The sequence below is a fragment of the Zhongshania sp. genome, assembly GCF_029212375.1.
Lineage (GTDB): Bacteria > Pseudomonadota > Gammaproteobacteria > Pseudomonadales > Spongiibacteraceae > Spongiibacter.
The window spans coordinates 1-13,395 of the sequence record NZ_JARGNU010000022.1; the positions used below are offsets into that span (position 1 = coordinate 1).

General features: G+C 49.7%; 12 protein-coding genes, 2 tRNA genes and 1 pseudogene. 11 read left to right on the top strand and 4 right to left on the bottom strand.

The window, feature by feature from the left end; translation table 11 throughout:
* Positions 1-65: 65 nt before the first annotated feature.
* Together P1U47_RS16525 and tnpB are read right to left on the bottom strand one after the other, a co-directional pair.
* A pseudogene (locus P1U47_RS16525) lies at positions 66-1,615 on the bottom strand (IS66 family transposase).
* Between the two features lie 24 nt (positions 1,616-1,639).
* Complete coding sequence (gene tnpB, locus P1U47_RS16530) at positions 1,640-1,873, bottom strand: IS66 family insertion sequence element accessory protein TnpB (protein WP_301030294.1); 234 nt, start codon at positions 1,871-1,873, stop codon at positions 1,640-1,642.
* On the opposite strand from tnpB, the gene P1U47_RS16535 reads away from it, so the two are divergent.
* The 4 genes from P1U47_RS16535 (at position 1,833) to P1U47_RS16550 (ending at position 5,079) form a co-directional block, all read left to right on the top strand.
* Positions 1,833-2,717: a phage major capsid protein gene (locus tag P1U47_RS16535; protein WP_301030295.1), complete on the top strand. Its 885-nt coding sequence runs from the start codon at positions 1,833-1,835 to the stop codon at positions 2,715-2,717. The two genes, tnpB and P1U47_RS16535, sit on opposite strands and share 41 nt — an antisense overlap.
* 419 nt (positions 2,718-3,136) lie before the next feature.
* Positions 3,137-3,784 carry a hypothetical protein gene (locus P1U47_RS16540; protein ID WP_301030296.1) on the top strand — a complete coding sequence of 216 codons (648 nt, stop codon included), beginning with the start codon at positions 3,137-3,139 and terminating at the stop codon, positions 3,782-3,784.
* Positions 3,784-4,329, top strand: coding sequence for a PIN domain-containing protein (locus tag P1U47_RS16545; protein WP_301030297.1), 546 nt, complete (start codon positions 3,784-3,786; stop codon positions 4,327-4,329). Before P1U47_RS16540 ends, P1U47_RS16545 begins: the two co-directional genes overlap by 1 nt.
* A 15-nt stretch (positions 4,330-4,344) precedes the next feature.
* A complete protein-coding gene (locus P1U47_RS16550) occupies positions 4,345-5,079 on the top strand; it encodes a hypothetical protein (RefSeq protein ID WP_301030298.1) in 735 nt (244 codons plus the stop codon).
* Between the two features lie 196 nt (positions 5,080-5,275).
* Here the strand turns inward: P1U47_RS16550 and P1U47_RS16555 are convergent.
* Positions 5,276-5,351 (bottom strand) — tRNA-Asn (locus tag P1U47_RS16555).
* 199 nt (positions 5,352-5,550) lie between these two features.
* Here P1U47_RS16555 and uvrB point away from each other — a divergent pair.
* Together uvrB and P1U47_RS16565 are read left to right on the top strand one after the other, a co-directional pair.
* A complete protein-coding gene (gene uvrB / locus P1U47_RS16560; RefSeq protein ID WP_301030299.1) occupies positions 5,551-7,584 on the top strand; it encodes an excinuclease ABC subunit UvrB in 2,034 nt (677 codons plus the stop codon).
* 56 nt (positions 7,585-7,640) lie between these two features.
* Positions 7,641-7,717 (top strand) — tRNA-Val (locus P1U47_RS16565).
* Positions 7,718-8,149: 432 nt separating this feature from the next.
* Here the strand turns inward: P1U47_RS16565 and P1U47_RS16570 are convergent.
* Positions 8,150-8,836 carry a DUF2780 domain-containing protein gene (locus P1U47_RS16570; RefSeq protein ID WP_301030300.1) on the bottom strand — a complete coding sequence of 229 codons (687 nt, stop codon included), beginning with the start codon at positions 8,834-8,836 and terminating at the stop codon, positions 8,150-8,152.
* 276 nt (positions 8,837-9,112) lie between these two features.
* Here P1U47_RS16570 and thrS point away from each other — a divergent pair, with 276 nt between their 5' ends.
* The 5 genes from thrS (at position 9,113) to pheS (ending at position 13,381) form a co-directional block, all read left to right on the top strand.
* Complete coding sequence (gene thrS, locus P1U47_RS16575) at positions 9,113-11,038, top strand: threonine--tRNA ligase (protein WP_301030301.1); 1,926 nt, start codon at positions 9,113-9,115, stop codon at positions 11,036-11,038.
* A gap of 2 nt (positions 11,039-11,040) precedes the next feature.
* Positions 11,041-11,577 (top strand): translation initiation factor IF-3, encoded by a 537-nt coding sequence (infC, locus tag P1U47_RS16580; RefSeq protein WP_184461958.1) that lies wholly within the window; start codon positions 11,041-11,043, stop codon positions 11,575-11,577.
* Between the two features lie 56 nt (positions 11,578-11,633).
* Positions 11,634-11,828: a 50S ribosomal protein L35 gene (gene rpmI, locus P1U47_RS16585; protein WP_008247190.1), complete on the top strand. Its 195-nt coding sequence runs from the start codon at positions 11,634-11,636 to the stop codon at positions 11,826-11,828.
* Between the two features lie 31 nt (positions 11,829-11,859).
* The gene (gene rplT / locus P1U47_RS16590) at positions 11,860-12,216 is read left to right on the top strand and encodes a 50S ribosomal protein L20 (RefSeq protein WP_008247192.1); all 357 of its coding nucleotides are present in this window, start codon (positions 11,860-11,862) and stop codon (positions 12,214-12,216) included.
* A 148-nt stretch (positions 12,217-12,364) separates the two neighbouring features.
* Entirely contained in the window at positions 12,365-13,381 is a 1,017-nt protein-coding gene (pheS, locus tag P1U47_RS16595) for a phenylalanine--tRNA ligase subunit alpha (protein WP_301030302.1), read from the top strand.
* Positions 13,382-13,395: the final 14 nt, after the last annotated feature.

Consider the following 13,395-nt stretch of genomic DNA (forward strand, 5'->3'; position numbering starts at 1 on the left):
ACGAAATGCGCTCTGGATATGAGCTTGCAATAGATGTGGGTAATTGAATGTCAACTAACCACACCCTATACGAGCGACACACTCCAAGGTAGCAGCGCCTGTAATTCTTCATCGCTGGATATGCTCGGCAGCTTTGTAAACACTTCCCGCAGATACGCATACGGCTCAAGGCCATTTGCTTTTGCCGTTTCGATTACGCTGTAGATAGCGGCGCTGGCATGGGCGCCCCTCGGTGTGGCACTAAACAGCCAATTTTTGCGGCCTATAACAAAGGGCCGGATGGCGTTCTCGGCTAAGTTGTTGTCGATGTTTACGTCGCCGTCTTCTGTGTAGGCTACGAGCTTTTCCCAGTTCTTATTGAGATAACCCAGCGCCGTACCGAGCAGGCCTTTGGGCAAGGTGCTGTGTAGCGTTTTGTCCAACCGCTCCCGCAGGGCTTTTAGGATCAGGGCGCTTTTCTCTTGTCGCAGTTGGCGGCGAGCTTCGCTGCTCGCGTCTTTCGCCTGCTTTTCGATGGCATACAGCTTGGCAATATAGTTAATGGCCACATCGGCTTTGCCGATGCGGGTAGTCTTTTTGTCTTTAGATGTCCCCGCCTTTTGCGCATCAATGAATTTACGGCGGGCATGAGCCTTTATGCCCTTTGGGTACAGCAGCCCACATGGCTAATGTCGTCTTGGCGTCCAACGGCATGGTAGCCCGCATAATCATCGGTTTGCAGGTAACCACTAAAGCCCTTGAGTAAGTTCTCCGCCACGCTGCCAGCGCGACTCGGTGCATAGTCATATAACACGATGGGGTGATCGGGGGCGCCACTGCGCCTGACCCACATATACGATTGGCTACTCGCGGGCCTGTCCGGTTCGTTTAATACCTGAAGCGGCGTTTCGTCGCACTGGATGATTTTTCCTCGGCGGAGCTCGCGATCAAGCTGGGTGATAAGTGGCGCGATTAGTTCGCCACTGCGCATCATCCAATTGGCGAGGGTGTTGCGGGGAATGTCTATCTCCATCCGTTTGAAGATGGCTTCTTGACGGTGCAATGGCAGCGCATCTTGGTATTTCGCGGTAGCGATATACGCCAGTAGGCCTGCGCTCGCATTGCTTTTTGGAATGGGCTGCGCCGGTAATGCGGCGGTACGTACCGTCGATTCACACGCTTTGCAGGCGTATTTCAGTCGGGCGTGTACTAAGACTTGTACGGTTGCGGGAATGATATCCAGCTGCTCGCTGGTGTCTTCGCCAATATGCGTTAGCGCACAACCGCATTCACAGACTTTGTCGGCATCAGCCAGATCATGTTCGATACGAACGTGCGGCAAGTCAGCGGGTAACGCTTTACGACCACGGGATTTGCGACGCTCGTATTGGATCGTTTCAGTTTCAGCGTCATCCGTGTTTTCGTTAAGGTCTTCTTCTGGGGCAGGCTCAGCCGCTTCCGCTTCATTAAACAGCTCCGTCTGCCCATCCGACTTCTCACTGCTGGCCGCAAAGCGTTTATGCTTTAATAAACGCACTTGTTCTTCGAGTAACGAGATGCGCTTATCCTTCTCCAAAAGCAAAGCTTTGAGGCTGTGGATATCGTCAGAAGAAGGGGTTGATGGTCGCGTCGTCATGACGCGTATTATACCAAAAGATCGTTAGCTAACCGAGTCAAAATACAAGGTTTCATGCGGTTTATTGCGCCAAATATCCCAACCATCGAGCAAGAAGTTTAAGTCGCGGCCATCGCGTAATTCATAGCCTGATTCGCATTGGCGAGGCCACTTAAAGCGCTGCTTTTCTAGGCGCTTATACCAGACCACAAAACCATTTCGCTCCCAATACAGAAGTTTGATTTTATCTCGGCCACGATTACAAAATACAAATAGCACTTCCAATGAAAGTGGTGCAACAAGTGACGATTCTTATATTGCCGGTCAGGCTGAGCGGCGCGGCTTTGTTAATGAAGCCCAGCGGCCGCTTCGTTTACTGGATGCGTTGCCTTCTCGCCCTACAATAAGTGATTCAGTTGAGTTTATACAGCTTGGTTCTACCGGAGATGCGTCTGAGCAGGTCAACGAAGGTGATGAGAAAGCTGAAATTGATGTGGATGGCGAATTGGCTACCGCCAATATCGTTACTATCGCCGCACACACTACCGCTTCTCGTCAGGTGATTAGTGATCACAGTACTTTGCAGGGTGCGATTGATCGAATTGTTACTCATAAGTTGCTGTCGCGTCTGGAACATCAGATTATCAATGGTGTCGGTGGACAAGGGAAAATTAACGGTTTACTTGCTCAGGCTGTCGCGTTCATTCCTACGATAGGTGTGACGCCGGCTGATATTATTGGTGAGTCGTTAACGCGTCAGGCTGACAATGGTTATGTCCCCAATTTAGTATTGATGAACCCGCTTGATTGGTTTCGGATCCAGATTACTAAGTCTACTACCGACGAAGAATATATATTCGGCTCACCGACTATGCCGGTCCCTCCTGCTTTATGGAATGCTTCAATTATTCGGACGCCTAGCGTTCCTGAGGGGACTGTTCTTACAGTCGATACAATGTTTGCCACTGTTTTGGATCGGGAGGCTCCAAGTGTAATGCTTAGCAATAGTCACAAAGACTATTTTACTCGCAATTTATTGGCCATTCTTGGTGAGCTTCGCGCTGGTTTGGAAGTATTGGATGTGTTTGCTGTGTATAAAATTTCCATCGAGGCTTCTAGCTAAGGGAAGGCCCTCTCAATCGTTGTGTGATTTTTAATTGGATGATTGCTTAAAGGCTTTCGCCTTTAGTGACCATCCCTCGGACAAGGCGTGCAGTGCCCGAGTCATAGAAATAACCACGTCAGCTAGGGCGGGTGCATTCCGCGTTGCGGCGAAGCCTTTTTTAAGTCTGAAGGTTTCGATTCTCACACCCGTGACGTAGCAACTATATGCAGAATAAATGAGCTAGTCTTCTGAAATAGTCGTACCTGAATTTCTCTGGGTTGTGGCGGGTAGGGCTTGCCATAAGTGTTGGCAATTGCGATATTAACGACTGGGATTTTTGAATTCCGTAATATTGAAGTGAGGCGGCCGTCATGGCTCGATACGATAAATCAAATTACACATTTCGTATTAATGGGTGTAGTCCGGAGACTCTGCCAATGGCCCATCTTGCAAGATATTTGGCCGAAATATCGAATGTATTGGAAGGTGTTAATAATGTTCATTTTGAGTCAATAACACCTGGTAGCGCTCGGTTAAATTTTAGTGTCGCAGGGGAGTCTAAGTCCGTTGCGAAAACTAGGCTGGCCAGCGTGACCTCAGACCCTAAGGGGGCTAAGCGCAATATTGGTCGATTATTGAAGGCTCACGGGTATTCTTCCGCCAAGTTGTATCATGGCAAGATGCCCATGTGGACGATAGCTGGCAAGGTGGCTGATAAGGGGCAAATCGTGTCAATGAAGAATGAGGCTCTTCAGGGGCTACTATTTGATCTTGGCGGCAAGCAAGATACCGTTAGAGCATTCCTTCAGGCGTCTGATGGGAAAGAATATCGGTGTAAGGTTGATCGTGAGATTGCTGAGGAAATGAAGTCTCATCTTTGGCACCAAATTCAAGTAATAGGTGACGCTGAGTGGCTCAAGGAGCCGGTAAAGAATGAATGGGTGCTTTCGAGCTTTGTGATTAGCGAGTTCAAACCGCTAAAAAGGGCCTCAATTCGCGAAACATTCCAAGCTCTTTCTAGTCTTCCTTCGGGATGGGGTGATGTGGCAGATCCGCACGCAGACTTGCTGGATACTCGACCCTAATGAGGGTCGCGCTAGATACTAATGTTTTAATCGTATTGTTGAATCGAGGCCATAACTCTCTTCGCAATCCTGCGGATAATTCAATAGTTGACCGAGTTTATGATCGCGCGCAGCGGTTAATAGATGATATTGATAGGCAAAAAGGAGTAATTTTAATTCCTAGCCCTGTTCTAGCTGAGCTGTTTGTTAAATATAGCAAGCCGGAGCGGGAGGTGATCGAGCGAGTGCTTGCTGAGGCTGATATCTTCGAAATAGTTAATTTTGATACGTTGGCTGCTATGGAGTGCGCAAACCTAGTCAATGATAAAGAATTGAGGGAGCTAGAGAAGTTGGAGCGAATTAATCCTCATGCGATCAAAACCAAAATACAAGTAGACCGGCAAATTTTGGCAATCTGCCAAGCGAGAAATTGCAATCACATTATAAGCCATGACAAGGGCTTGTTGAGTAAGGCAAGAGAAATAGGGATGTCAGCTAAAAGTTTGGCTGATTTTGACCCAGTTCCTGAGCAAGTCAAAATGGAGCTCCTCGTAAAGGATGTTTAGGGGCGGGTTTAAAAAATGGCTGCGATTATAAGAAGTTCGTGGGCGGAAGATTTCCCTGATGTTGTGGTGGACTGTGATCTTGCTGCGGCAACAGGTCATTCGCAGTATGTAGCTGCAAAAGGTGGTTCAATGCAAGCCGCCTTGGAAATCGCTGACGCGATTATTTCTGATGAAGCGGTGGGAGCACTCAAAGGCTTATTAAATGGCCGTCCTGCAGTTTTGGTTCCTGTATACGGAATCGAAGCATCGGGAGCGAATAAGTTGCCTTTGGCAGCTGCTGTTGTGCTGGCTGCGAGGCTGGGCATTCAGTGGGAAGAAACGATTATTCAGGTTACCAAGGTTGGGCGCACTGGGCAGGATGGTTGGTATAGACTAGCGAATGCGCCCGCTTTTGAGGGCTCTCTTCCTGACGGAACCCTTACGGTTCTGGTGGATGATACGCTTACCCAAGGTGGAACATTTGCTAGTCTAAAGGGGCATGTTGAAGAGTTTGGGCGCGTTATCGGTATTTACGCCTTGACAGGAAAGCAATATTCGCGACAATTGAGGTTGTCTGAAGAAACTTTGATTAAATTGCGTGATAAATATGGCGAAATTGAAGAGTGGTGGGAAAGTCAGTTCGAGTACGATTTTGCGAAGCTCACCGAGTGGGAGGCTCGTTATATTCTCCACTCCAAGCGGACTGCTGACGAAGTCAGAGATCGAGTCATTAAGGCGAGACAAAAAAGAGTCGATGCAATGGGCGGCTAACAAGTTAAAAATGGCCTGAGTATTCGGCGCGAAATTACTAAAAAGCCCCTTTTACTGAGGGGCTTTTTTTTGCCTTAAGGTCAGGTTTTCTTGGTATTTATTTTTTAAAAGGTAGTGCGTGCGCGGAAAGTTACACACAGGGTTACACGTGAGGAATAAAAAAAGGGCCTACCTTTCGGTAAGCCCTTCATTTGTTTGGCTCCGCCTGCTGGGCTCGAACCAGCGACCCAATGATTAACAGTCATTTGCTCTACCAACTGAGCTAAGGCGGATCAGCTTCAACAGCTGAGGACGCGCATATTAAGGAGGTTTCCTAAGTGCGTCAACCCTTTGTGGAAGAAAATATTGTATTGGTGGTTTTATGAACAATTTCGGGTGCTTAGCGCGATGTGGCAACCAGCTTCTAGCACCTTTGCGGGCGGGGAGGTAGAGGGGTACTATGGGTGGTTTTCTGCAGCGAGTGCATGGTGGATGTCTAAACCTTTTCAAGTAGTGTCTAAATTCGCCCCTGCGGGTGATCAGCCTGCGGCGATTGCCGGCTTGATAGAGGGGGTGAATGCGGGGCTCCACGCTCAGACCTTGTTAGGGGTAACTGGCTCGGGCAAGACCTTCACCATTGCCAATGTGATTGAGTCTCTGCAGCGGCCGACTATCGTTATGGCGCCGAATAAAACGCTAGCGGCGCAGCTCTACGGTGAGTTTAAAGAATTCTTCCCGAATAATGCGGTCGAGTATTTCGTCTCTTATTACGATTACTACCAGCCAGAGGCTTATGTAGCTGCTTCTGACACCTTTATTGAGAAAGACGCCTCAATCAATGATCACATTGAGCAAATGCGCTTGTCGGCGACTAAGGCGCTAATGGAGCGCTCTGATGCGATCATTGTTGCCTCGGTGTCGGCGATATACGGTTTGGGTGACCCCGAGCTGTATTTTAAAATGATTTTGCATTTGGTGCGGGGTGAGCGTATCGATCAACGGCAGTTGCTGCGCCGTTTAGCGGAGCTGCAATACACGCGCAATGATATTGCCTTTCAGCGCGGCACGTATCGGGTGCGTGGTGATGTTATCGATATTTTTCCTGCCGACAGCGAGAAAGACGCGGTAAGGGTGGAGTTGTTCGATGACGAAATCGACTCGATTACCGGTTTCGATCCCTTAACGGGTGAGTCTTTCGGTAAATTTCCGCGTATTACGATTTACCCCAAAAGTCATTACGTCACGCCTCGCGATACTCTTCTCAAGGCGGTGGATTTCATTGAAGAAGAAATGCTTGAGCGCTTGCAGCATCTTCGCGAGAACGATTTGTTGGTGGAAGCGCAGCGTCTTGAACAGCGCACCCGCTACGATATTGAGATGATTCGCGAGCTGGGTTACTGCAATGGCATAGAAAACTACTCGCGTTATCTCTCTGGACGCGAGCCGGGTGCCGCGCCGCCGACCTTGTTTGATTACCTTCCGAAAGATGCTCTGGTTGTGGTGGATGAGTCTCACGTTACCATTCCCCAGATTGGCGCTATGTACAAAGGTGACCGCTCGCGCAAGGAGACCTTGGTGCAATATGGCTTCCGCTTGCCGTCGGCGCTGGATAATCGGCCTATGCGCTTTGAAGAGTGGGAGCGGCTAGTGCCGCAAATGATTATGGTGTCGGCCACGCCAGGTAATTATGAAAGCGAACACTCAGCGCGTACCGTTGAGCAGGTGGTGCGGCCAACGGGTTTGATCGACCCGCAAATTGAAGTGCGGCCTGCAACTACGCAGGTCGATGACTTACTCTCCGAAATTACTAAGCGTACCGATGTGGGTGAGCGGGTGCTGGTCACCACTCTGACCAAGCGCATGGCCGAGGATTTGGCTGAGTATTTAGACGAACACGGTATTCGCGTTCGCTACTTACATTCTGATATTGATACCGTCGAGCGGGTAGAGATTATCCGTGATTTACGCTTGGGGAAATTCGATGTGCTGGTGGGGATTAACCTGTTGCGAGAAGGTTTGGATATGCCAGAGGTTTCTTTGGTGGCGATTTTGGATGCCGACAAAGAAGGCTTTCTGCGCTCCGAGCGTTCATTAATCCAAACTATTGGTCGCGCTGCACGTAACCTTAATGGCAAGGCGATTCTCTACGGCGACCGCATTACTGGCTCAATGGAGCGCGCCATTGGCGAAACTGAGCGTCGCCGCGAGAAGCAAATCGCTCACAACTTAAAACACAATATCACGCCGGTTGGTGTTAAAAAGTCAGTGGAAGATATTCTCGACGCTGGCGCGATCCCTGGCTCAAAAGGCAAAAAGCACAACCGGCATGACAACCGTAAAGTTGCCGAGCCGTCGGGCGATTACTTGCAGGATGCGGCGGTGATGTCGACAACGGAACTGGCTAAGCTCCTTAAAAAGCTCGAACAAGAAATGCAGCAGCATGCCAAAAACCTTGAATTTGAAGCTGCCGCCAATGTTCGCGATAAGTTATCGGAACTTAAGCAGCGGTTTTTTACCGCCCATTAATACGTCATTGACTATTGTGCTCGGGAAAACCCCTGATTATAATGCGCGTCCTTTATAGGACTATAGCTCAGTTGGTTAGAGCGCTACCTTGACATGGTAGAGGTCCCCAGTTCGAATCTGGGTAGTCCTACCAAACACAAAAAAGGCCCGCTAAATAGTGGGCCTTTTTTGTGTTTGGTAGGTTATGTGCGGAAGGAACCCCTTCGACAAATTGCGCCAGCAATTTGGACGACCTTTAGGTCGCCCGTAGGGTCAAAAGTGGCCTTAGCCAGTTTTGATCACTCATTGCGCCAGCAATTTGGACGACCTTTAGGTCGCCCGTAGGGTCAAAAGTGGCCTTAGCCAGTTTTGATCACTCATTGCGCCAGCAATTTGGACGACCTTTAGGTCGCCCGTAGGGTCAAAAGTAATCCAGCCTTCAGGCGCACTCAATGCTGTATAGCCTCGGCCAAACGGAGAAAGCAAAGCGCTAGACGGGAGACGGAAAACGCAAAAGCGACGAATCATGGAGCTTATGTTTTTTTTCGCCCTTAGCGTCTCCCATCTCCCGTCAAGCCTCTCCCAATCACAAAGCCCCAGAAATTGCCGCATCCAACAAAATACTCGCCTCTGGATTACCGTTTTGCTTTAGATAATTACTACCTACATCAGTAAACTTAGGAATCATCTCCGCGCCCATGCCCAATGATTTAAATTGGGAAACCAGCTGCGCTCCTGCTTTTAAAGAAGGGTTGGAATCAGTCGCCATTTTCATCGCGCTGCCAAGCAGGCTGCTATTGGCTTGTGATTTAACTTCAGGAGCTGCGCCGAGCAAGCCGCTCACGTTGGGAATGGCGTTGGCGATGACGCTAAAGTCATTTCCAGATAACAAGCTTTGTGCTGTTTGCAGTAAGGCACCCATGCCGCCGGCAGCTTGTGAGGTGCTTACGCCGAGTGTTTGGCTTAGCAATGGCAGTAGTTGAATGCCGGTTTGAATCATGCTGCCGGTAGCGGTTTGATTGGCCGCTGCGGCGGTGTTGGCGTCGAGGGATACGCTGCTGCTTATACTTACTTCGCTGCTCGATGCCTTGCTTGTCGTTGTGCTTGTGGTGGTTGTGGTGATGCTGCCGGTATTGCCGGAGGGCGATGCCTTACTTTCTTCTGTTGGTGCTGGCTCTGGTGAGCTGAAAATACTACTTAGGCTTTCCCAAAAACCTGCATTGGCTTGTAAGCTGAATGCGCAAAATAGGGCAATACAAAGGGCTTTTTTCATTAGGAGTTCTCGTTTTAGTCGAAGTGGGTCTGCTTACATTGGTAGTCAGCTTAGATGCATGTTCGGCGTCTCGCCACTTACCGCCGCGCCTATAAGTCAACGCCAAGCCTGTAAAGTTCAGGGGTGGCGCTCGGGAGTGCTTGATTTGCGGCGGTTTTTGGCTTGCGAAGCGGTGGCGCTATGGCCATAATAGCGGCCTTAAACCCTCTGCAGTTTTACGCTGTATTTTTACGTCACGTGACCTTTGGTAGGGGCCACCACTGAAAGGATAGTCTTATGCCTGTTATTACCCTTCCAGACGCGAGTCAGCGCGTTTTTGAACACCCTGTTTCTGTTGCCGATGTTGCTATGGATATTGGCGCGGGTCTCGCCAAGGCGGCGCTTGCTGGCCGTGTGAACGGCACCTTGGTCGATACCAGTTATTTGATTTCTGATGATGCCGAGCTGGGCATTATTACAGAGCGTGATGAAGAGGGCGTGGATATTATCCGCCACTCCACCGCGCATTTACTGGCGATGGCGGTGCAGGATCTGTTTCCTGGTGCGCAGGTCACTATTGGCCCCGTAATCGAAGATGGCTTCTATTATGACTTTGCCTACGAGCGCGCCTTTACCCCAGAAGATCTAGAAAAAATTGAAGCGCGGATGACTGAATTGTCCTCTGCGGATTTGACTGTGTCGCGCAAGGTGATGAGCCGCGAAGAGGCGGTCAAGGCGTTCAGCGATTTGGGTGAAGAATACAAAGTTGAGATAATTCGAGATTTACCGGGTGACGAAGATATTTCCGTTTACCAGCAGGGCGACTGGATGGATCTGTGTCGCGGTCCCCACGTACCTAATACCGGCAAGCTCAACGCGTTTAAATTGACTAAGGTTGCTGGCGCCTACTGGCGTGGTGATCAGGCCAATGCCATGTTACAGCGGATTTACGGCACGGCTTGGGGCAATAAAAAGGCACTTAAAGCCTATTTGAACCGCATTGCCGAAGCTGAAAAGCGCGATCACCGTAAAGTGGCGAAAAAGCTCGATCTTTTCCATATGCAGGAAGAGGCACCGGGTATGGTCTTTTGGCACCCCAAAGGCTGGAGTGTTTATCAGGCGATTGAACAGTATATGCGCGATAAGCAGCGCAAAAATGATTACCAGGAAATTCGCACGCCTCAGGTAGTGGATATTTCCCTGTGGGAGAAGTCAGGTCACGCTGATAAATTCAGCGATGGCATGTTTACCCTCAGCGCGGATGAGCGCACTTTTGCCGTTAAGCCGATGAACTGCCCCTGCCATGTGCAGGTGTTTAATCAGGGTTTGCGCAGCTATCGTGATTTGCCATTGCGTTTGGCGGAGTTCGGCTCTTGTCACCGCAACGAGCCATCGGGTTCGCTGCACGGTATTATGCGGGTTCGGGGTTTTACCCAAGACGACGCCCATATCTTCTGTACTGAAAATCAAATTCAGGCTGAAGTTGCCTCGTTTATCGATTTCCTTCACGAGGTGTATGCGGACTTTGGCTTTACCGAAGTGATTTATCGTCTTTCAACTCGCCCAGAGCAGCGGGTGGGTAGCGAAGAAGATTGGGATCGCGCCGAAAAAGCCTTGGCCTTGGCCCTCGATAGCAAAGGTTTGCCGTGGGAATTATTGCCCGGCGAAGGTGCTTTCTATGGTCCTAAAATTGAATTCTCATTAAAAGACTGTATCGGCCGAGTTTGGCAGCTGGGCACAATTCAGGTCGATTTCTCCATGCCGGGTCGTCTCGGTGCGCAATATGTTGACGAAGCAGGTACTCGGCAAACACCCGTAATGTTGCACCGTGCAATTTTGGGTTCATTTGAGCGTTTTATCGGGATTTTGATCGAGCATTACGAGGGCGCTTTTCCAGTCTGGTTGGCGCCGATTCAGGCGGTGGTTTGTAATATTACGGACAATCAGGCCGAATATGTAACTAATGTGCAAGATTTATTGAGAGATTGTGGCTTTAGGGTCGATGCGGACTTGAGAAATGAGAAGATCGGCTTTAAAATCCGCGAGCACACAATTCAGAAGGTCCCCTTCCTTTTTGTCGTTGGTGACAAAGAGGTAGAAACCCAGACTGTTTCGGTACGTGCACGTAGTGGCGAAGATTTGGGGTCAGTATCCATCAATGACCTCAGTAAACTCCTCGCAGACAGCGTAGCTAAACGCAGCCGCGCAAATTCGGAGAACTAGCAATTAAACGCGATAACGCAAAAGGGCGCAGCAAAAGAGCGCCGATAAACGAAGAAATTGAAGCCAATGAAGTTCGCTTAATCGACGCTGAGGGCAACCAGGTTGGCGTTGTCCCGCTTTCAGAAGCATTGAAAGCCGCGCAAGAAGCGACATTGGACTTAGTTCAGATCACTGATTCAGACCCAATTGTCTGTAAGATCATGGACTACGGCAAACATGTTTTCGAGGCCAAAAAGCAGCAAGCTGCGGCTCGAAAAAACCAAGTTCGAACTCAGGTTAAGGAAGTAAAATTCCGCCCGGGTACGGAAGATGGAGACTATCAGGTAAAACTGCGCAACCTGACACGTTTCTTGGAACACGGAGATAAAGCCAAGGTAACCCTGCGTTACCGCGGTCGTGAGATGGCCCACCAGGAATTGGGTATGCAGCTGTTGAAGCGGGTTGAAGAAGACCTTGCTGAATTCGGTTCTGTAGAACAATTTCCAAAAATGGAAGGTCGTCAATTGACCATGGTCATTGCTCCGAAAAAGAAAAAGTAGTGAGCTCTTAGGGCCTACTTGATTTAATTTACATTAAGAATGCGGAGTATCTAACGATGCCAAAACAGAAAGTACACAGCGGGGCGGCAAAACGCTTCAAGAAAACCGGTAGCGGTTATAAGCGCAAAAGCGCTCATAAAAGCCACATCTTGACCAAGATGACCACCAAACGTAAGCGTCAGCTACGTGGCACTAGTGCAGTCCATAAGTCGGACAAAGTTCTGGTTGACCGCATGTTGCGCGCCATCTGATTAACGTCATCAAGATTAAGAGGAATATTCTATGCCCCGCGTAAAACGTGGTGTGACCGCACACCGTCGTCATAAAAAGATTCTGAAACAAGCCAAGGGTTACTATGGTGCCCGTTCACGTATTTACCGTGTTGCAAAACAGGCGGTAATTAAAGCGGGTCAATACGCTTACCGTGACCGTCGTGCCAAGAAACGTGTTTTCCGCGCTTTGTGGATCACGCGTATTAACGCTGGATCACGTGCTAATGGCCTGAGCTATAGCCGTTTGATCGCTGGTTTGAAAAAAGCAGATATCGCTTTAGACCGTCGCGTATTGGCCGATTTGGCCGTACACGACAAAGAAGCCTTTGCTGTTATCGTAGAACGCGCGAAAACAGCCTTAGCTTAAAAAGCGATAGGCCGTTGCGTAGCGGCCATATAGCTTTGTTTTACTATAGGGAAAGGGCTTATGCCCTTTCCCTATTTTGTTTCTGACACAGTAAATTTAGCCACGCTGCAGTGCGGCGGGGCATTAGCGCGGAGATTGGGAGCGCAGCATGGATAATCTAGAAGGGCTGGCGGCAGAAGCTGCGGCAAAAATTAGTGCCGCCACAGACGCGTCAACCTTAGATCAGGTGCGGGTTGAGTATCTTGGTAAGAAAGGCCATATCACGGCCCTGTTGAAGGGCCTTGGTAAGCTGTCTGCTGAAGAGCGTCCCGCTGCGGGTGCCGAGATCAATCGCGTGAAAGAAGCGCTGTCAACGCAGATTGCCGATGCCAAACAGCTGCTGGATCTGGCGGCGGTGAATGCACGGCTTGAAGCTGAAAAAATTGACGTGACCCTGTCTGGGCGCGGTCAGCAAGCCGGTGGCTTACACCCCGTAACCCGCACTATTGAGCGCATTAGTGCCTTCTTTGAAAGCATTGGCTTTGAGGTGGTTGAAGGCCCCGAGATTGAAGACGACTATCACAATTTTGAAGCCCTCAATATCCCCGCTCATCATCCTGCACGGGCGATGCACGATACCTTCTACGTAGACGAATCCACCGTCTTGCGTACCCACACCTCGCCGGTACAGGTGCGAGTGATGGAAAGCAGTGAGCCACCGCTAAAAGTGATTTGTCCGGGCCGCGTATACCGCTGCGATTCTGACTTAACCCATACCCCGATGTTTCATCAGGTTGAAGGGCTGTTGATCAGCGAAGAATCCAGCTTTGCTGACCTTAAGGGCTTGGTTGAAGCCTTTTTACGTAGTTTCTTTGAAAAAGAGCTGAATGTGCGTTTCCGCCCGTCGTATTTCCCCTTTACCGAGCCATCGGCGGAAGTGGATATCGAGTGCGTGATGTGTAATGGCGAGGGCTGCCGCGTATGCAGCCAAACCGGCTGGCTGGAAATTATGGGCTGCGGCATGGTTCATCCCCAAGTGTTTGAGCACGTGAATATCGACACTGAGCGCTTCACTGGTTTTGCTTTTGGTATGGGCGTAGAGCGTTTAGCTATGTTGCGTTACGGCGTTAACGATTTGCGTCTGTTTTTTGAGAATGACCTGCGTTTCCTCGGTCAATTTAGATAAAACAGCCTCAGCGA

Excerpts from the sequence above, each read along its gene's own strand:
- uvrB (WP_301030299.1), top strand. The coding sequence starts at position 5,551 with ATGTCTAAACCTTTTCAAGTAGTGTCTAAATTCGCCCCTGCGGGTGAT.
- rpmI (WP_008247190.1), top strand. The coding sequence starts at position 11,634 with ATGCCAAAACAGAAAGTACACAGCGGGGCGGCAAAACGCTTCAAGAAA.
- P1U47_RS16545 (WP_301030297.1), top strand. The coding sequence starts at position 3,784 with ATGAGGGTCGCGCTAGATACTAATGTTTTAATCGTATTGTTGAATCGA.
- P1U47_RS16550 (WP_301030298.1), top strand. The coding sequence starts at position 4,345 with ATGGCTGCGATTATAAGAAGTTCGTGGGCGGAAGATTTCCCTGATGTT.
- P1U47_RS16570 (WP_301030300.1), bottom strand. The coding sequence starts at position 8,836 with ATGAAAAAAGCCCTTTGTATTGCCCTATTTTGCGCATTCAGCTTACAA.
- P1U47_RS16540 (WP_301030296.1), top strand. The coding sequence starts at position 3,137 with ATGGCCCATCTTGCAAGATATTTGGCCGAAATATCGAATGTATTGGAA.
- rplT (WP_008247192.1), top strand. The coding sequence starts at position 11,860 with ATGCCCCGCGTAAAACGTGGTGTGACCGCACACCGTCGTCATAAAAAG.
- pheS (WP_301030302.1), top strand. The coding sequence starts at position 12,365 with ATGGATAATCTAGAAGGGCTGGCGGCAGAAGCTGCGGCAAAAATTAGT.
- thrS (WP_301030301.1), top strand. The coding sequence starts at position 9,113 with ATGCCTGTTATTACCCTTCCAGACGCGAGTCAGCGCGTTTTTGAACAC.